This window comes from Flavihumibacter cheonanensis, assembly GCF_022352215.1.
Lineage (GTDB): Bacteria > Bacteroidota > Bacteroidia > Chitinophagales > Chitinophagaceae > Flavihumibacter > Flavihumibacter cheonanensis.
Map to the genome: position 1 here is coordinate 782,489 of NZ_JAKRWF010000002.1, position 19,924 is coordinate 802,412.

Here is a 19,924-nt window from a genome sequence, read left to right on the forward strand (position 1 = left end):
TAGTTTTATGAATTTGGCTATTTTTAAATCGAATAAACCTTAAACCTAATTACAACCCATGGTCTGGTACTCTAGAAAATTTTACGGACTAAATGTGCATGATAACTGGTTTTCCATTCGTCCGGGAATACTGAACAAATTTTTGATTCACTCTTTTAACCATGTTAGAGAAGACAAATGGCATCCCTTCCTGATCAAAGAAGCTAATTATACGGTTGAATTGGATCTGACCAAATCGAAAGAGAAAATTTTAGATGATTTTGCCCGAACGGTAAAAGCCCAGGTTCGTAAATCAGAAGAAGATGGGGTGATCTGCTATTTCGATAACAACATTCCGAAGTTTGTTGCATTTTTTAATGAGTTTGCAAAAAGTAAAGGGCTCTCTCCGGAAACAAATGAACGGATTGCTTACTTTGGCGATGCCCTGCGGATTAGTTATGCAGAATTAAACGGACAAATTTTAGCCGCACATACCTACGTATATGACCCTGAACAGAAAATTGTCAGGCAGATGCACTCGGCTTCCAAACGATTTGATGAAAACTTTGATCGTAATAAAATAGGACGCGCCAACAAGTATCTGCACTACCGTGATATGCTGGCATTCAAAGATGAAGGAATTGAGGTTTATGATTTCGGCGGGTATTCACCGCCCAATAGCAAGGATGTAATTGATAGTTTGTTGCAGTTCAAACTGGATTTTGGAGGAGTAAAAAAAGTATCCAGTAATTATTTCACATTGCCCTACTACATTATGCGAAACCTTTACCTCAAATTTGGTTCTACAAAAAACTAAGGATGGAATCCAGGATGGTACGGTCATTACTAAGACGGGGAACTTTATGTTGCCCCCCCAGCTTACCGCGCGAACGGAGCCATTCGTTGAAGAGGCCTTTTTTCACAGCCTTTACAACTGGCATCCGTAATGCAATGTCTTTTTGTCTTTTTGCTTCGTAATCGCTGTTCAGATTCTTGAGTGCCGAATCCAGCTCATAGGCAAACAGGGCCAGGTCTTCCGGTTCTTTTTCAAACTCTACCAGCCATTCGTGGGCACCGTTGCCATGCTGACTGAAATAGATGGGAGCAGCGGTATAGTCATTTACTGAAGCACCGGTTTTTTCGCAGGCCGAGGAAATGGCTTTATCAGTATTGTCCACAATCACTTCTTCACCAAATGCATTGATAAAGTGTTTGAGTCTTCCACTTACCTTGATTCGGTAGGGAGCAAGGGAACTGAACTGGATGGTATCCCCAATGATGTATCGCCAGAGTCCGCCGGTAGTACTGATCACGGGCGCATATTGCTTGCCCAGTTCAACTTTATTCAATCCAACCGTGTTTGGGAACTTCTTACCATATTCTTCAATTGGCATGAATTCATAAAAAATTCCGTGACGCGTGAACAATAACATGCCATCTGCATCCGGACTATCCTGTGCTGCGAAAAAGCCTTCGCTGGCGTTGTACATTTCCAGGTATTGAATATCTTTTCCGATCAGCTGTCTGAATTGCTCACGGTATGGCACAAATGAAACTCCGCCGTGCATATATAATTCAAGGTTGGGCCAAACTTCTGCGATGCAGGATTTGCCTGTCATCTCGAGTATGCGCTTCATCAGAACCAGGGTCCAGGTAGGAACTCCTGAAATCGAAGTAACATTTTCAGGAATGGTATTGAGCGCCAGTTGCTCAATCTTATGTTCCCACTCATCCATTAAAGCAATGGATAAGTCGGGAGTTCTCAACCAATGACCCCAAAAGGGTGAATTCTGCAGGAGCACAGCGCTCAAATCGCCATAACTGATTTCTTCTGTTGCCTGGCTTACCTGGTGGGATCCTCCAATGACCAATCCTTTACCGCTAAGTAATTCGGAATCGGGATTATGCCCATAATAAAGGGTCAAAACATCTTTGGCGCCCTGGTAATGATTTTCTTCCAGGCTTTCATCACTTACAGGAATGAATTTGCTTTTATCGCTGGTGGTACCACTGCTTTTTGCAAACCATCGGATGGGGGTATTCCATAGCAGATTTTCTTCTCCCTGCAACATGCGTTCAATGAAAGGCTTCAGGTCATCATACTCATGAACAGGCACAGTTCTTTTGAATTCCCTGACGTTAAACAGGCGGTTGAACCCGTATTGGCGGCCGATTTCGGTGTATTGCGCGGAGGTCACTAATTCCTGCAATACCTCGCGCTGAGCGGCTACCGGGTTGGCAACCCACTGCTCAATTTGCCAAAGCCTCAGCCGGGCAAGTCTCGATATGGCTGGCGAGATCAGTTTCATACTGCTGGCGGCAAAATACGAAAATTAGTCTTCAAACTTGGGTAAATCGCTGATGCCCTTCATCACTTCTTCGTGCAAATAGTCTTTTCGTTTGAGTTCGAAGTTGCGCCCCAAGTACAATCGGCGTACCTGTTCGTCTTCTGCCAGCTCCTCTGCGGTACCATGTTTGAAAATTTTTCCGTCAATCAGGAGGTAGGCACGGTCACAGATGGAAAGGGTTTCATTTACATTGTGATCGGTTATCAGGATGCCAATATTTTTATACTTTAAACGGGCTACCACCGTCTGAATATCTTCTACCGCGATCGGATCCACCCCAGCAAAGGGTTCATCCAAAAGGATAAATTTCGGATCCACCGCCAATGCCCGCGCGATCTCCGTTCTTCTTCGTTCACCCCCGCTCAGGCTGTCGCCATTGTTTTTCCGAACATGGTGCAACCTGAATTCGTCCAGTAATTCTTCCAGTTTTTGCTTTTGTTGCTGGCGGGTAAGTTTAGTCATTTCCAGTACTGAGCGGATATTATCTTCCACAGAAAGGGATCGGAATACAGAAGCTTCCTGCGGCAGATAGCCGATTCCCAACTGTGCTCTTTTATACATGGGAAGCTCTGTTATATCCCGCTGATCAAGGTATACACGCCCCTCATCAGGCTTGATCAGTCCTACTACCATGTAAAAGGTAGTGGTTTTGCCGGCACCGTTTGGCCCGAGCAGTCCTACGATTTCGCCCTGTTTAACCGAAACGGAAACATGATTTACAACAGTCCGGCTGGCATATCGCTTTACCAGTTCATTGGTGGTGATAACTAAACTCAAGGGATCCTGCTTTTGGCAAAAATACCTTGTTATATCCTAACGGCATCCTAAGTTTGCAGATAGTTTATTAACAGGCAAGCGTAATCATGAAGGTAATCGAACATATAAACCAGGCGAAAGATACATTGATTTCATTCGAGGTGCTTCCGCCGTTGAAGGGAAAGGGCATCAATGCGATTTACAACCACCTTGATCCACTGATGGAATTCAAACCTTCATTCATCAATGTAACGTACCATCGAAGTGAGACGATGTTCAAAAAGCAGGCGGATGGTAGTTTTAATAAAATTGAAGTGAGAAAACGCCCCGGTACCGTTGGTATCTGTGCGGCTATCATGCAGCATTACAATGTAGATCCTGTACCACATCTGATTTGCGGCGGTTTTACCAGGGAAGAAACGGAGAATGCATTGATTGACCTCGCCTTCCTGGGAATCGATAATGTGCTGGTGTTAAGAGGGGATGCAGCAAAGAACGAAACCTTTTTCGAGCCTGAACCAGGGGGTAACCGCTATGCAATTGATTTGCTGAAGCAGGTTATTGATCTGAACCATGGCATTTACCTGGAGGAAGAGGTGAAGGATCCTGGAAAAGGTACTTTTTGTGTGGGTGTGGCCGGCTATCCCGAAAAACATTTTGAAGCGCCTAATAAGGCTACCGATATCGCTTACCTGAAAGCAAAAGTGGAAGCGGGTGCCGAATATGTGGTTACCCAGATGTTCTTTGACAACCAGAAATACTTTGATTTTGTTCAGAGTTGCCGCGCTGCCGGTATCAATGTGCCCATTATTCCAGGGTTAAAACCAATTACCAACAAAAAGCAGATGACCATTTTACCCCGGACCTTCCACGTGGATCTTCCGGATGACCTCTCTGCTGAAATTATGAAGTGTAAATCGGATGCAGATGTTGAACTGGTAGGTACCGAATGGCTGCTTAACCAAAGCCGTGAATTAAAAAAAGCAGGCGTTCCTGTCCTGCATTATTATACACTTGGAAAGCCTAAAGTGATCTGGAATGTGGTGAAAGAGCTGGTGTAATGTGAGACGTCAGACGTCTCACTTCTGACGTCTCACATCCTTACAGGCTAACGCCCAAAGACAAACTCCAAACTCTGTTTTTCAGTTTATCATCCGCGCCGTTATCGCTGCCGGAATTTATTTTTGTAAGTCCATGTCCATAATTGATGGAGAGTAAGACATTTTTAAAAGCGAATCCGGCTGTGCCATTTACGCCAAAGTCAAAACGCTTCATGTAGCCAACTCCGGCACCTTCTTCGGTTCCTGTTGTAGTGGGATCATCATTGCTGAATTCAATTTTTTCCTCAGATTTGAATCCTACTCCAAAAACTTTACCTTCTACTTTATTCTTCCCTCCGATGCCCATAGCGGCATAAGGACCTGCACCTACAAAGAATTTGGATTCCTTGTCAGCCAAAGGAAGGTTCACCACCAGGTTCATCGGGATTTCAATATACTGGGGATTGGCCGTTGCTTTGAAATAGCTTGCATCGGTACTTTTTCCATTCTCTACTTTAGTACCCTTGCCGGTATAAAGAATGCCTGGCTGAAGGGAAAGCAATCCCGCACCAATGGGAAGATCTACCATTAAACCGGCATGGAAACTGGAAAGCGCCCGTGCATCATCTACTGCGCCATCACCTGTTACAGTTACATTGGCGAGGTTGTAACCGCCTTTCAGATAGAGTTTATTGTCCTGTGCTTTCACTGCGGTTGTGATGGCTCCTACTGCCATCACTAAAATCATTTTCTTCATGATAGTGTTTGATTTATGGGTGTCAAAGTTAACGATTAGGCATAAACGCAGAAACCATGCCATTACCTGTTAAGACTATTCAAAACCGATTTGTTGATTTTTACCGGATAGGTCTTTTTCAGTTCCTGAATCCAATCTTCTTCCAGTTGTAATTGATAATCGTTAAGTACATAGCCCCTGGCATTTTCAAAGTCGCGGGGCAGATTGGCTGGTAATTTTTCTATGCAATAAACAAACCCGAACTGTTCCGAATCTTCAATTTGCTGCGGATTGGAAAGCCCACCGACTGCCAGTTTCATAGTATCCAGGTGAAAGGGTAGCTGATCGTACTCATAACGACCAGTGTCTGCGAGCACGGTATTTCTGAAGCGGGGTAAAATGGTATTCCATTGCTGTGGCTGCAATTTAATCTGATTATACAGAGTGGTTGCAGTGGCCTGATCAGAACAGGTAAACAATACTCCCCGGAAACTTTCCTTCCATTTGTAACGAGCTGCATGTTGTGTAAAATAAGCCTGTAATCCTTTTTCATCGGTTGCCGCCTTATCCCAAATTTGCTGCTGCATCGCTTCAAATATGAGGGTGCCTTCCCGAAATTCATTTAACTGTGCTGCAAAGTCAGGACGATACATCTCCAGGTTACGCAGGTATTCCTGCATGACTTGTTGTCTTATAAAATTCTCTCTTTGCGTTTCCTCTGATGGCAGTTTTTGACCGGAAGAACCTAAGCCCGACTGGTCTTGCCGGTATAACTGAAACTCACCTTCGGTCAGTATCCGCTTGCCGATAGATGCAATAGGACTGGATGCATTTCGCGTGCCCTTTACCGGTAGCATCTTTAAGCCCGTCAACTTTCTTGCTTTCAGGTAAGCAGCTTCATTCGCTTTCTGATAGCGATCCGATGCCAGCACCCTGTTTCTGATATCTTCCCTGAATGCTTCGTTTGTACTTTCAGGTAGTGCTTCCCGGGATAATAGTTTTATAATATGAAAGCCCTGGCTGCTTCGATAGGGGGCACTGATCGCACCGGGTTTATCCAGCTTCGACACAACCGCTTCGAATGCCGGGTCATAGGTTCCCGCCTGGAATGGTAACAGCTCTCCACCATTCTGATAACTTGCATTATCATTGCTGAACTGATAGGCCAGTTGCGCAAAATCAGCACCGGCTTTTAGTAGCTGGTAGAGCGAATCCGCTTTTTTTCGAATAACCTCTTCTGCGTTTTCCGGGATTTCCAGAAAAAGCTGGGCAATACTGGTTTTTCCGGTGGAAGGCCTGCTGTTCTGTACGTAAAACAGGTGAAAGGCGGATGCAGAACGATAAACCGGACTTACCTGATTTAACAAAGTAGTATAGGCAAGGTTTTCCAGCTCATAAGGGAGTGTAAACACACTAATCCAGCCGATCAATCCTTTATTTTGTTGCACGGAAGGATCTTCACTGAATTGAAGCGCCACTTTTTCGAATGGTTCCCCCCTGGTTAAAGCTGCTTTCGCTGCATTGATTTTAGCTGCCGCAGCAGTTGAATCATTGCCGGCCGCAACATAGATATGTGAGATTAACCGTTCAGTGGCTGATCGTTTTAAAGCCTCATCAATCAATTCCTGTAAGGTGCTGTCGTCGGTCACGTACTGTCCGGCAACCTGGTTACGAAATCGTTCCCACTCCATCTGTATGGATGGTAGCGTATCCAATTGAGCCTGGTAGGCCCATTGAACTTTCAACCGGTACCGGATATAGAGTTCCAGGTATTCTTCCAATTCCTGGCGGCTCGCTTTTTTTTCTGGATTATTTTTCCTGAAAGCTTCCAGGAACTCCTGACTGGGAACTTCATTACCTCCGTAACTAAAAAGCGTTTGTGCGTGCGAGATAGCAGGCATCAGCAACAAAACAGTTGTTAGCAGCAAAAAACATTTTTTCCAGGTCATTTGGAAGCTTGCTTTTGTTGTTTCATCGAGATTACCTCATCCAACTGTTGGTAAGTGAGCTTTTTAGCGATGATTCTCTTCTGATCATCCAGCAGGTATAAAACCGGGGTCTGGTAAACATCGTACAACTGGCGGTAATTGGGCTTGCCTGCGTCCTGTTCTTCTTTTCGTTGCTCAGGTGTCTGGTACACATGGATCCAGTCGTTCAGTTTGTGCTCTTTTATAAACTTTGTCCAGTTTTCTTTGCCCCCTTCTGTCATTACTCCATAGATTTTGATACCCTGGCTTTTCCATTTAGCCTGGTACATGGAATCGAGTTTGGGTACCAGCTCCTTGCAATGCCCACAGGTTGGATCCCAAAAACAGATTACTGTGTAACTTGCTTTTACTTCATATAGTGGTCTGAGTTTACCAGTGCTATCCACCAGGGGGAGGTCCCAGGCCGGGTTGCCGATCAGGTTGGCCATGAGTGAATAGGCACGGTCGGTCATGTGCTTCCGGTATTTCTCCGTAAACCAGTCTACTTCCGGTTTTTCATTGATGTATTTTTCAAAAAGATGGACATATACCGCATCCTGGCCCATGAATTCCGGTTGAATATATTTCTGAACAAAATGGGTCAGCAGAAAGCGGTACATGTCTTTACTGCTCCTTGCATACAGCAGCATATAATCAATTTCCTTTTTGATGGAATCGGGCTCGGGTGATACCAGGTTACGGTAATAGCGCTCCAGTCGGCCTTCAAAAAACGGTGTCCGAACCAGGCGCTCATCGCTAAAGCTAATATTGTCCCAGTAATGATCTTTAAAATACTGATAGGCCCAGGCCGTATCGTAAACACCTTTCGGATGCTGGGCGGCTGGTGGTATAACCGGTTCCTGGAGCGCCGCAAACAAAGCGCTTAAAAAACTTTCGGGTGATTTACTGATATAATTTGACCGATATTGATGAATAGCCGAATTCAATTCTGCGATCTGCTTTTGCAGCGTAAGAGAATCCTTCTTGTTAGGAGCAGCAGCCAGCTGTTTTTGCAGGGCGAAGATTTCCTTTCCCCGGTTTTGGATAAAACCGGTATAAGCCAGGAACTCATTGTTGTCAATGCTTCCGGTAAATTTTACATCGTGCAATCGGGCCGTATCAGCCTGAACGGCAAACTTTTGTTCTTTGTCCACCAGCAATTCAAAAAGAAATTCTTTTTTGGGAGATACCATGATGTATATACCCCCAGGCAGTGCTTTGTTCCCTTTAAATACTGCGGTACCATTGGCCTGCACCAGGGCAGAATCCGCCAGGGCCTTGGTTTTGCCATAATGATAGGCCAGGTAGAGGTATTGATTCTGGTAGGCATTGAGGCTTACCTTGATTTCATAAGCGGTAGCATTGCCCGATTGTGCGAGGGCTTGTCCGCAAATTCCCAGACAGAAGCACAGGATCCAGTTTTTCATTGGTTTCATTGACTGCTAATTTCACGAATTGGCCACAATAATATTGTGTTTACTTTTGCCGCATGCGTAAAAAGAACCTGCGACTGGAAAAATTAACAGTTGAAGACTATGCAGCCGGAGGGAAATCATTGAGCCGGGTGGAGGGGAAAGTGGTATTTATTGAAGGGGCTGTGCCCGGCGATGTGGTTGATGTGCGCCTGAGTAAAAACAAAAAAGACTGGGCAGAGGGACGTGCTGAACATTTTCACAGCTTCTCTTCCGACCGGGTAGAGCCCTTCTGTGAGCATTTTGGGATTTGTGGCGGATGTAAATGGCAAATGTTGCCATATGAAAAACAACTTTTATATAAGCAGCAGGAAGTTGAGCAGCAATTAAGGAGGATTGGAAAGGTAGCTATTCCTGAGATCGCACCGATTCTGGGCTGTTATCAAACCCGGTATTACCGGAATAAACTTGAGTTTACTGCCAGCAACCGGCGTTATCTGAGTGCGGAGGAAATACGCACCCGGGAAGAGATCCTGCCTGAAAATGCCCTCGGTTTTCATGTTCCCAGGCTTTTTGATAAAGTGATTGATATCAAGACCTGCCACCTGATGGCGGAACCTACAAATGCCATTAAGAATACCATCCGAGATTATGCTGCGGCTCACCAGCTTGAATATTATGATATCCGGGAACATAAAGGATTTCTGCGTACCCTCCTGATAAGAGTACTTACGACCGGGGAAGTAATGGTAAATTTAGTTTTCGGCCGGGAAGAGAAAAAAAAGCGTGAAGCGCTGCTGAACCACCTCTTGCAGCAGGTTCCTGGAATAACCACCCTGTTGTATACGATAAATACCAAATTCAACGATAGCTTACACGACCAGGAGCCGATTGTGTACCACGGCAAAGGGTATGCGATGGAACAACTCGAGGATTTTCAGTTTAAGATCAGTCCGAAGTCTTTTTTCCAGACCAATACCCGGCAAGGGGAACGGCTCTATCAGGTGACCCGGGATTTCGCCGAACTATCCGGGAAAGAAACTGTTTATGACCTGTATTGCGGTACCGGCAGTATCGGCATTTTTCTTAGCCGGAATGCTGCCAAAGTGATTGGTGTTGAGGTAATTGAGGATGCCATCGCGGATGCAAAAGAAAATGCCGCGCTCAATCAAATCCACCATGCTGCCTTTTTTGCCGGCGATGTAGTGGATATTTGCAACGATGCTTTTTTTCAGGCACAAGGTCAACCGGATGTGATCATCACGGATCCACCCAGGGCAGGCATGCATGAAAAACTGGTACAGAAAATCCTGGAAATGGGAGCTCCAACAGTGGTATATGTGAGTTGTAATCCCGCCACCCAGGCACGTGATCTGAGTTTGCTGGATGAAGGATATATTGTAACAAAAGTGCAACCGGTGGATATGTTTCCGCATACGCACCATATTGAAAATGTAGTTCAGTTAAAAAGGAGAAACTAGTATGAGGCAATTATCACCTGTAGTAAAAAATATCATCATAGCAAATGTGCTGGTCTTTATAGCGCAATACCTTTTCCAGGGCCAGGGTTATCTGATTGAGCGATACGGGGCGCTCTTCCCGTTAGGATCACCCTTTTTTAAGATCTGGCAGCTGGTAACCTATATGTTTCTGCATGGCGGACTGATGCATATCTTTTTCAACATGTTTTCCCTGTTTATTTTCGGACCAATCCTGGAAAATTTGTGGGGAGCAAAACGATTTTTTAATTTTTACATCATCTGTGGAATTGCTGCCGGCGTAGCGCAACTGTTTATTGATCCGAATTTTAATTTGGCTGTTGGCGCATCGGGTGCGATCATGGGAATTATGGCTGCATTTGCTTACCTGTTTCCCAACACGGAACTGATGCTGATGTTTATACCGGTTCCAATTAAAGCTAAATACCTGATTCCCGGGTTTATGGCATTGGATCTGTTTGGTGCGTTTGCACGGGTGGATGGTGATAATGTGGCGCACTGGGCCCACCTGGGCGGGGCGCTGGCTGGTTTTATATTGGTCTTGATCTGGAACAAAACAAATCGTAATACGTTTTATTAAGAGGGGGGTAATCGATGAATTTGCAGGAACAAAGAAGCAGCAGAAGAATGCTGCTGGGAGCTGATGGAAATGCACTGGTGAACCTGGTGGTGGTAAACGCAGTACTGTTTGTGCTGCTCAAATTTATTTATGTCATCTACCAGTTGAGCGGGATGAATATGAATTCCTTTGAACCAACTGTTCTGGATTGGTTCAGGATGCCTGCTGCTGTTGAAAAACTGGCCACCCGTCCCTGGACCCTGCTGACCTTCATGTTTACACATGTGGATGTTTTCCATATACTGGCCAATATGCTCTGGCTATGGATGTTTGGTTACATTCTCCAGGATATGACTGGTAACCGGAAACTGGTTCCGGTATATCTGCTGGGTGGCTGGGTTGGAGGAATTGTTTTTGTTATCTCCCATTACCTTGTTCCACACCCTGCCGGACAAATGGCAGGTATAACCATGATGGGAGCCAATGCTTCCATTCTTGCCGTGGCAGTTGCCACTACTTCAGTAGCTCCTGATTACCGCATCTTTCCCATGATCAACGGAGGAATACCGCTTTGGATAATTACTGCAGTGTATATCATTGTAAACTTTGCGGGTATGCCGGTTTCCAGGCCAGAGATTTACCTGGCACAGATTGCGGGAGGCGCAACAGGTTTTATGTTTATCTACCAAATGCGGCGGGGCCGCGACTGGAGCACCTGGATCAACCAGTTTTTCGATTGGTTTGAAAATCTCTTTAATCCGGAAAAACCTTCCCGCAAAACAAAAAAGAAAAAGGATAATTTCTTCTACAAAGTAAGTGGTCAGGCACCCTTTAAAAAATATCCTCATATCACCCAACAACGAATAGACCAGATACTGGATAAGATCAACCAGGAGGGCTATCATATGTTAACCGACGAAGAAAAAGATATTCTGAAAAGGGCGGCAAACGAAGAGGAATTGTAATTTCGGAAATGCCATTCCCATTGCGCAGAATTTCGAAAAAGCTGTTGGTAGCGCTGACGTTTATAATAAGCCTGCTCTATGGACTGGCCTGTATCTCCGCCTTTCTGCCTCCTTCGAAATACTGGTATATCGCATTGCTTGGAGTTGGCTATGCTTTCCTGCTGCTCGTTTTATTTGGTATTCTGATTTTCTGGATTGTTGTACGGAGCAAATGGTTTATCCTTCCCCTGCTTGTACTTGTGGTTAGCTGGAAATCCATCAATGCTTTTTTTGCTTTTCACCTGATGGCGCCTTCAGTTATAACGAAACAGGAGGGTACCGTTCGGATTATGCAATGGAATGTGGAACGATTTGGCCAGATGAGACCTGGCACCAAACGCAACCGGACCCTACGCAAGCAGATTTTTGCCTATATCCGTATCCAGGATCCGGATATCCTCTGTATGCAGGAGTTTTTTGAATCAAATGATCCGGAACGCTTCCCTGAAAACATCCCTTTTTTCCGCGATAGCCTGGGTTTCCGGTATTTCTATTATGCAATGGATCATCGCCGGCCGGATACAGCTTATGAACATGGGGTCGCGATCTTTTCCAAATTTCCCATTAAAAAGACCTTCCGGGGAAAGTTTGATGGGCCTAAAGAAAAGAAGGCAAATGAGAGTTATATCTATGCTGATTTGAATATACATGGCCAGATGGTCCGTATAATGACCACCCACCTGCAATCCCTGCTTTTTACTGGTACGGAATTTCAAAGCCTGGAAGACATAAAAAAAGGGGATGACAGTACCCTTGTTAAATCAGTTGGTATATTCCGGAAATTCAGGCAGGCATACGGTTTCAGGCAGGATCAGGCAAATAAAGTAAGGAAGGAACTGGATAAGAGCCCCTATCCGGCTATTATTACAGGCGACTTTAACGATCTACCACACTCCTATGTGTACAATCGGGTAAAGGGAGATTTTCAGGATGCATTTACTAAAAAGGGGTTTGGAGTGGGACGAACCTATTCTTCTATTTCTCCTACGCTCCGTATCGATTATACCCTGCTTGATCAGGCATTTGAGATTGTCCAGTGCCGCAATCCGCATCCCCAGCTCTCAGATCATTTCCCTCTGATTACGGATTTTCGTCTTCCGGATTCCACCTGGTTATCAAAGTGAAATAATTCCCAATATATAATCTTTTACCACCTAAGAGCGTTATCCCTTTATTTTTGCAAGCAATCCATAAGATCATGGCTGAATTGAAAGTTTACAACTCCTACACAAGACAGAAAGAAGTATTTGAGCCCATTGTACCGGGTTATGTTGGGATGTATGTCTGCGGTCCAACCGTAAGCGGTGAAAGCCATCTGGGCCATGCACGACCCTATATCACATTTGATGTATTGAACCGCTACCTGGTTCACCTGGGATATAAAGTACGTTATGTAAGGAATATTACAGATGCCGGCCATTTTGAGGAAGAAGGCCGGGAAGCCGAGGATAAGATCTCAACCAAGGCCCAGATCGAAAAGCTGGAACCGATGGAACTGGTCACCAAGTATACCAATCTCTTCCACTGGGCGATGAAACAGTTCAATACGCTCGATCCATCCATAGAGCCAACAGCAACCGGACATATCGTGGAGCAGATTGAAATGATTAAAAAGATCATCGCGGAAGGGTACGCCTATGAGCGGAATGGTTCTGTCTATTTTGATGTAAAAAAATATGCAGAGCAGTATCCCTATGGTAAGCTTAGCGGACGGGTGATGGAAGATCTACTGGAAACCACCCGGGAACTGGAAGGCCAGGATGAAAAACAAAACAAACAGGATTTCGCTCTTTGGAAGGCTGCTCCGCCTGAGCATATCATGCGTTGGGCCAGTCCCTGGGGTGAAGGTTTTCCCGGCTGGCATATCGAATGCTCTGCCATGGCTACCAAATACCTGGGCAAAGAGTTTGACATCCATGGTGGTGGAATGGATTTGCAATTCCCGCATCATGAAAGTGAAATAGCTCAAAGTACTATATGTAACAAACACGTTCCTGCCCGTTACTGGATGCACAATAACATGATCACCATTAATGGCCGGAAAATGGGTAAGAGCTATAACAATGTAATCAAACTGACCGAACTTTTCAGCGGTACACATCCCCTTCTGGAACAGGCTTATCACCCGATGACGGTTCGTTTCTTTATCCTGCAGACCCATTACAGAAGTACACTTGATTTCGGCAATGAAGCCCTGCAGGCAGCTCAGAAAGGCATGCGCCGCTTATGGGATGCCTACCAGGTATTGAGTGGCTTTACAACCGGAGGCGCATCAGCAACCGATGCGGATCTGGATTCAAAAGCCAATAAACTGGTAGATGAATTTGATGAATTCATGAACGATGATATCAATACTGCCAAAGTCCTGGCTAATATGTTTGAACTGGTACCCGTAATCAACGGTATGAAGGATAAACATGTTTCGGCTGATGCACTTTCTAAAGCCACCATTGAAAAAATGCAAAAGGCGTTTAAAGTGTACCTGGAAGATATTTTCGGATTGCAGGATGAACAGGCCGCAGCCGGACAGGATGGCAAACTGGATGGTGTGTTGCAATTGCTGATCGATATCCGGAAAGAGGCCAAATCAAAAAAAGATTTCGCAACTTCTGATAAAATCCGCAACCAGTTACAGGAATTAGGTATCTTACTGAAAGATGAGAAGGACGGTGGAGTAAGCATCAGTTATGCCTAATTAAACCGATATGTATAAACTAATCACGCTGTTTTTGATCAGTGTATTAATGAACACCAACATACAGGCACAAACGAAACAACAGCATCACAGGCAACTTCGTCATGTGGTGCTGTTCTCTTTTAAGCCGGGTAGCAGCGCGGCTGATATAAAAAAAGTGGAAGATGCATTTCGGACCCTTCCTTCTAAAATACCGGAAATCAAAGGTTTTGAGTGGGGTACGAATAATAGTCCGGAAGGATTAGCTCAAGGCTTTACACATTGTTTCTTCCTGACATTTAATTCGGAAAAGGACCGCGAAATTTACTTACCCCATCCCGATCATAAAGCATTTGGCGCTATATTGAAACCTCATCTGGAAAAGGTATTGGTGATCGATTACTGGGCTGAAAAATAATAGTAGTCAGCACAGCTCAGGACGGTAAATTGCCGCTTTCCCTGTTACTTAGGCCAATTAATCAGCCAACGATTGAATATGATTGCCAGAATACCAGGGAGTTTCCTGTTACTCCTTCTTTGCACCTCTGTTTTTTCACAGGTAGCCATTACAAATCTTAAGACAGAAAGCCTTACCAATCCGCTGGGAGTGGATCATCCGCAGCCCCGTTTTAGCTGGCAATTAACAGGCACACAACGGGGAATCCGTCAATCTGCCTATGAACTGGAAGTTCGGCAGGGTGCTACCAATGGTAAACAGGTTTGGCAATCGGGAAAACAAGCTTCTGATAGTTCGGTGCTGGTTGCCTATAAAGGAGCGGCATTGAATTCCGGCGAAACCTATTTCTGGAGAGTCAGGGTTTGGGATCAGCAAAACAAAACAAGTAAATGGAGCGATTGGGCTTACTGGCATACCGGCGCTTTTGATCCAGGCTTCTGGAAAGCGAAATGGATCGGTGTTGTAAAGGAAGAGGAGGGCAAGCCAAGTCCTGTTCTTCGTCGTTCCTTTAGTACGGCAAAGAAAAAAATAAGGTCCGCTCATTTATACATTACCTCCCTGGGTATGTATGAAGCGCAATTAAATGGTAAACGAATTGGGGATGCTTATTTATCTCCCGGCTGGACCAGCTACGATAAACGCCTGCAGTACCAGGTATACGAAGTGAGTGAATTATTGCAGCCCGGCGAAAATGTAACCGGTGTTAGTTTGGGTAGCGGCTGGTACAGAAGTTATATCGGTTTTGCCGGACAAAATAATTTCTATGGCAAAGAACTGGCTCTGCTCTACCAGTTGAAAATTACCTATAGCGATGGCAGTACTGACTGGATCCTGTCCGACGAAAAATGGAAAAGCTCCACTGCGGAAGTTCGTTCCTCTGAAATTTATCATGGTGAAATCATTGATAATAACAGAATGCTGAAAGGATGGGCTGCTCCTGGATTTGATGATCATAATTGGGCGCCGGTAAAATTAATGCCAGGATATACCAAAGCACTGGTTGCTACCCAGAATGAGCCGATCAGAAAAAGAGAAGTATTTCAGCCGGTGAAATTTATAACCACTCCCAAAGGGGAGAAAGTGCTGGATTTTGGTCAGAACATGGTGGGCTGGGTGCGTGTGAAAGTTCGCGGTAACAAAGGTGACACTATCTCCATTTATCACGCTGAAGTGTTGGATAAAAAAGGAAATTTCTATACCGAGAATCTGCGTTCCGCCAAACAGTTAAATCAGTTTGTATTATCGGGTAATGGTTTGGAGGAATTTGAACCCAAGTTTACGTTTCAGGGTTTTCGTTATATAAAGATTGATGGCTTGTCGAAGGATCCTGATCCCGCAGATTATACTGCCTATGTTTTATACTCCGATATGCAAAAAACCGGGGAATTTGAAACCTCGAATCCGTTGATCAATCAGTTGCAAAAAAATATTCAATGGGGTCAGCGGGGTAATTTTCTGGATGTTCCTACTGATTGCCCGCAGCGGGATGAGCGACTTGGCTGGACGGGCGATGCACAGGCCTTTTATCGCACCGCCACTTTCAACTTTGATGTACGCGCCTTCTTCTCCAAATGGCTGAAAGATCTTTCACTGGATCAGCTTTCCAATGGCGCGGTTCCTTTTGTAGTTCCCAATGTACTGGGTGAAGGGGCTGTTGGCTCTGCAGGATGGGCAGATGCGGCAACCATCATTCCCTGGCAGCAATGGGTAGTGTATGGCGATCTGCGTACACTGACTGAACAGTACGCAAGCATGCAGGCCTGGATTAAATTCATGAGCAGTAAGAGCAATAAAAATTTATGGAATACAGGTTTCCATTTTGGCGACTGGCTTTTTTATCGTCCGGATGATGATACCGACGGTCGTGCAGCTATTACGGATAAATACCTGATCGCACAATGTTTCTACGCATACAGCACCCAACTTACTATGCAGGCGGCTGAAGTATTAGGAAAAAAGGAAGATGCCGCCAACTACCGGGCACTCTTAAACGAAATCAAAAGAGCTTTTCAGCAGGAATATGTAACACCCAACGGTCGCCTGGTATCTTCCTCCCAAACTGCTTATGTGCTGGCACTTCAGTTTGATATGTTACCCGAATCCATGCGACAGCAAGCAGCCAACCGACTGGCAGAAAATGTGAAATCGTATGACAATCACCTTACTACCGGTTTTCTTGGCGCTCCTTACCTGTGTAAAGTATTGTCCCGTTTCGGGCATGAAGACCTTGCTTTTACCTTATTACTGCAGGAAACTTATCCTTCCTGGTTATACCCTGTAAAGATGGGTGCAACTACTATTTGGGAGCGTTGGGACGGACAAAAGCCCGATAGCAGTTTTCAGAATGCAGGTATGAATTCCTTTAATCATTATGCCTATGGCGCGATTGGGGAATGGATGTATGAACACATAACCGGAATCCAGGCTGATCCTGCTCATCCTGGCTTTAAGCAGTTTTTTGTTAGGCCTCATCCGGGTGGAAAGCTAACTCACGCTAAAGGGAGTTTACAAACTGCATATGGAGAATTGGCAGCAGGGTGGAAGCATGAAGAAGACCGCTTCATTATGGAAATAGTGGTACCTCCTAACACAATTGCTACTGTATTTTGTCCGGCTACTTCTGCTGCAGACATTTCGGAATCCGGCAAGTCTTTATTGGGTCGGACAGATCTGGAACCATTGAGTGCTGTCGGCAGTACTATACCGGTTCGCATAGGATCCGGCAGGTACTGGTTTGAATGCAGAAATTGAATTCCGGTTGACGGTCAAACTTAAAGTATATTTAGGTGCCAAAATACACTAGCACTATGCAACGATTGATTGTTTTGCTGCTGATACTTGTATGTACTAACAGTATAGGATATGCGCAGCAGGTAATAAAATTATACAGTGGGAGAGCTCCCGGTTCTGAAAATTGGAACTGGGAAGAGAAATACCTCGAAAATAGTTCCTGGCAAACACCGGTGGTTTATAATGTTACGGAACCCAGTATCACGGTATATCCGGCACCTGCGGGGAATAACACCAACACGGCGGTGATTATAGCTCCAGGCGGAGGCTTTCATGCTCTTTCGATTAACAGTGAAGGTATTGATGTTGCCAAATGGTTAAATACAAAGGGAGTTACTGCCTTTGTATTGAAGTATAGATTGGTCAAAAGCCTTACCGATGAACCTACCATTGAAATGGGGAAAGCTATTTCAGGGAATGGCGCTGACAAATACGATTATGCAACGGTACTTCCAATGACTATGGAGGACGGACTAAAAGCAGTGGAATATGTTCGTGCGCATGCTGATGAGTTCAATATTGCGAAAAACCGGATTGGTTTTATGGGCTTCTCTGCAGGAGGTAATGTTACAATGTCGGTTGCGTATAACGCAGAAGAAAAAAACCGCCCTGACTTTATTGTTCCGGTTTATGCGTACACAGGAAGATTACCAGGTAAAACAACTGTGCCATCCGTTCCAATGCCGGCATTTGTTATTGCAGCTTCGAATGACAACCTGGGACTGGCTCCGCATAGTGTAGACATCTACAACAAATGGCTGGCAGCAAAACAGCCGGTGGAGTTGCATATGTATGAAACAGGCGGACATGGATTCGGAATGCGTAAACAGAACCTGCATACCGATACCTGGATAGAAAGGGTAGCTGACTGGATGGGAGAGCATGGCTGGCTATGGCCTGTAAATCCTACCGGATGGAAAGCCAATATCGACTATAAAGGTTGGAAAAAGAACAGCATGGAACAGGAACTTTTAAATAAAAATGATTGGGCCAATTTCCGAAGGTTTGCGAAAGACAATGAAGCAATTGGTGCACCAAAAGCTGGTGAGCAGCGGGTCGTGTTCATGGGCAACTCCATTACGGAAGGATGGAAAAACAGTCGCCCCGGTTTCTTTTCAGGTCGCCCTTATATCAACCGTGGTATAAGCGGACAAACCACACCACAGATGTTGTTACGTTTCAAACCGGATGTTGTCAACCTCAAACCAAAAGTAGTAGTGATCCTGGCAGGGATAAATGATATTGCGGGAAATACCGGGCCTATGACAATTGAACAGACCTTTGATAATATTGTTTCCATGGCAGAGATAGCGAAAGCAAACAATATCAAAGTGGTGCTTTGTTCGGTGCTACCGGCCTATGATTTTCCCTGGAGCCCGGGCAAGGAGCCTGCGGGTAAAGTAGTTGCTTTGAATGCACTGTTGAAAGAGTATGCCAAAAAACAGGGACTGGTATATGTGGATTATTTTGCTGCGATGGCAGATGAACGCAAGGGACTTTCGGTTCACCTGGCAAAAGATGGCATTCATCCTACGGAAGCCGGATACCAAATCATGGAACCCCTTCTAGAAAAAGGTATTGCTGAAGCGATGAAGAGGAAATAATCAAAGTGATGGACGCAGGGTGAGTTTAAAGGGTACTTCAATTTCACTCAGTTGATTGTCTATAATCATTCTGGCAGTTGCTTCGCCCATTGCTTTGAAATCAGTAGAGATAGTTGTAATGCCGTTCAGTATAAATCGTTTAAGAGGTGTTTCATTGTAGGAGATGATACCTACATCCTGCCCGGGTTGCCATTGCATTTGCTGAATTTTATCCAATAATACCACAAGGTCTTCTTCCATCAGGTTGATATACACCTCTCCTTTTGAAATGGTCTCTTCCTGGATGTTGGCGACCACTTTATACTGGAAAGCATATTCCCTGCAGAAATGAAGAAATCCTTTTAGTATTTCATCCGGAAAATACGTGTAGGAAGGAAAAATAATTTTAATGGTATCATAACGCTGGAGAGCAGGAAGCGCTTCCACGAGGGCGGAAAAAATATCGCGTTCAAAATTTTCATAGACTGCACCGAAAGGACGGTTAATACCCTGGATCTTTTTGTCAAGAAGGATAAGTTGAGCATTTTCTATTGCATTGATTTCCTGGTAAGCCAGTTCGCCGCCCTCCAGAAAATGTGGTATGATCACACAATGTGTGTAATCTGTTTTGAGATTGCGAAGGAGTTGTTTAAACAGACTATAATCGTTGTTGTAGATATAAAAATCAATTGCAGCTTTTTCGCCCAGCATGGATACTATTGAATCGTAGATGATTTTTTTATGTGCGCTGAGTTTGTTGAATAAGAGGAAAACCCGGATGGTTTGGGAAATATCCGTTTTGATTATGAAATAACCCTTTCCGGGCACAGAGCCGATAACGCCCATTTGCTTTAGATGCCGGTAGGCTTTTTCAGCTGTATCTCGGGAAATATCCAGCTCATAACTTAATTCATTAATGGACGGTAGGGGATAATCGGTTGTAATGCCTCCTGATTCAACTGCCTTAAGCAGCGAACTGATGAGTTGCTGGTATTTGGGTGTTACAGACCGATCATCAATCTGGATATATCTGTAAATATTGTCAGATGTCATGGTAGGGCAAACAAGTTAAAAAAATAGATTTAATCAATTAGAAAGTATAAATAAATACTGTATCAAT

General features: G+C 44.7%; 16 protein-coding genes. 10 read left to right on the forward strand and 6 right to left on the reverse strand.

The window, feature by feature from the left end; all coding sequences use genetic code 11:
• The first annotated feature begins 58 nt into the window (after window positions 1-58).
• Window positions 59-796, forward strand: coding sequence for a GNAT family N-acetyltransferase (locus MD536_RS12695; protein WP_239600253.1), 738 nt, complete (start codon window positions 59-61; stop codon window positions 794-796).
• Here MD536_RS12695 and MD536_RS12700 read toward each other — a convergent pair.
• Window positions 783-2,288 (reverse strand): GH3 auxin-responsive promoter family protein, encoded by a 1,506-nt coding sequence (locus tag MD536_RS12700; protein WP_239600267.1) that lies wholly within the window; start codon window positions 2,286-2,288, stop codon window positions 783-785. The two genes, MD536_RS12695 and MD536_RS12700, sit on opposite strands and share 14 nt — an antisense overlap.
• Window positions 2,289-2,312: 24 nt before the next feature.
• Window positions 2,313-3,104 (reverse strand): LPS export ABC transporter ATP-binding protein, encoded by a 792-nt coding sequence (lptB, locus tag MD536_RS12705; RefSeq protein WP_239600268.1) that lies wholly within the window; start codon window positions 3,102-3,104, stop codon window positions 2,313-2,315.
• An 86-nt stretch (window positions 3,105-3,190) separates the two neighbouring features.
• On the opposite strand from lptB, the gene metF reads away from it, so the two are divergent.
• Window positions 3,191-4,144 carry a methylenetetrahydrofolate reductase [NAD(P)H] gene (gene metF, locus MD536_RS12710; protein ID WP_239600279.1) on the forward strand — a complete coding sequence of 318 codons (954 nt, stop codon included), beginning with the start codon at window positions 3,191-3,193 and terminating at the stop codon, window positions 4,142-4,144.
• Window positions 4,145-4,184: 40 nt separating this feature from the next.
• Here metF and MD536_RS12715 read toward each other — a convergent pair whose 3' ends face one another.
• From MD536_RS12715 to MD536_RS12725, 3 genes are all read right to left on the reverse strand, one after another.
• Window positions 4,185-4,880 (reverse strand): porin family protein, encoded by a 696-nt coding sequence (locus MD536_RS12715; RefSeq protein ID WP_239600281.1) that lies wholly within the window; start codon window positions 4,878-4,880, stop codon window positions 4,185-4,187.
• 62 nt (window positions 4,881-4,942) lie between these two features.
• On the reverse strand, window positions 4,943-6,808 hold the full coding sequence (locus MD536_RS12720; RefSeq protein WP_239600288.1) for a peptidylprolyl isomerase: 1,866 nt from the start codon (window positions 6,806-6,808) through the stop codon (window positions 4,943-4,945).
• Window positions 6,805-8,262: a TlpA family protein disulfide reductase gene (locus tag MD536_RS12725; protein ID WP_239600290.1), complete on the reverse strand. Its 1,458-nt coding sequence runs from the start codon at window positions 8,260-8,262 to the stop codon at window positions 6,805-6,807. The genes MD536_RS12720 and MD536_RS12725 overlap by 4 nt, the downstream gene beginning before the upstream one ends.
• A gap of 53 nt (window positions 8,263-8,315) precedes the next feature.
• On the opposite strand from MD536_RS12725, the gene rlmD reads away from it, so the two are divergent.
• From rlmD to MD536_RS12765, 8 genes are all read left to right on the forward strand, one after another.
• Window positions 8,316-9,719: a 23S rRNA (uracil(1939)-C(5))-methyltransferase RlmD gene (gene rlmD / locus MD536_RS12730; RefSeq protein ID WP_239600296.1), complete on the forward strand. Its 1,404-nt coding sequence runs from the start codon at window positions 8,316-8,318 to the stop codon at window positions 9,717-9,719.
• A gap of 1 nt (window position 9,720) precedes the next feature.
• Window positions 9,721-10,317 (forward strand): rhomboid family intramembrane serine protease, encoded by a 597-nt coding sequence (locus MD536_RS12735; protein WP_239600298.1) that lies wholly within the window; start codon window positions 9,721-9,723, stop codon window positions 10,315-10,317.
• A 20-nt stretch (window positions 10,318-10,337) separates the two neighbouring features.
• A complete protein-coding gene (locus tag MD536_RS12740) occupies window positions 10,338-11,261 on the forward strand; it encodes a rhomboid family intramembrane serine protease (protein ID WP_239600300.1) in 924 nt (307 codons plus the stop codon).
• 8 nt (window positions 11,262-11,269) lie between these two features.
• Window positions 11,270-12,424, forward strand: a complete 1,155-nt coding sequence (locus MD536_RS12745; RefSeq protein ID WP_239600302.1) for an endonuclease/exonuclease/phosphatase family protein — start codon at window positions 11,270-11,272, stop codon at window positions 12,422-12,424.
• Between the two features lie 74 nt (window positions 12,425-12,498).
• Window positions 12,499-13,995 (forward strand): cysteine--tRNA ligase, encoded by a 1,497-nt coding sequence (gene cysS / locus MD536_RS12750; RefSeq protein WP_239600304.1) that lies wholly within the window; start codon window positions 12,499-12,501, stop codon window positions 13,993-13,995.
• Between the two features lie 10 nt (window positions 13,996-14,005).
• Complete coding sequence (locus MD536_RS12755; protein WP_239600306.1) at window positions 14,006-14,392, forward strand: Dabb family protein; 387 nt, start codon at window positions 14,006-14,008, stop codon at window positions 14,390-14,392.
• Window positions 14,393-14,470: 78 nt separating this feature from the next.
• Window positions 14,471-17,182, forward strand: coding sequence for an alpha-L-rhamnosidase (locus MD536_RS12760; protein WP_239600307.1), 2,712 nt, complete (start codon window positions 14,471-14,473; stop codon window positions 17,180-17,182).
• Between the two features lie 56 nt (window positions 17,183-17,238).
• Window positions 17,239-18,825 (forward strand): GDSL-type esterase/lipase family protein, encoded by a 1,587-nt coding sequence (locus MD536_RS12765; protein WP_239600313.1) that lies wholly within the window; start codon window positions 17,239-17,241, stop codon window positions 18,823-18,825.
• On the opposite strand, the gene MD536_RS12770 is transcribed toward MD536_RS12765, so the two are convergent.
• The gene (locus MD536_RS12770; protein WP_239600324.1) at window positions 18,826-19,857 is read right to left on the reverse strand and encodes a GntR family transcriptional regulator; all 1,032 of its coding nucleotides are present in this window, start codon (window positions 19,855-19,857) and stop codon (window positions 18,826-18,828) included.
• Between the last annotated feature and the right edge of the window lie 67 nt (window positions 19,858-19,924).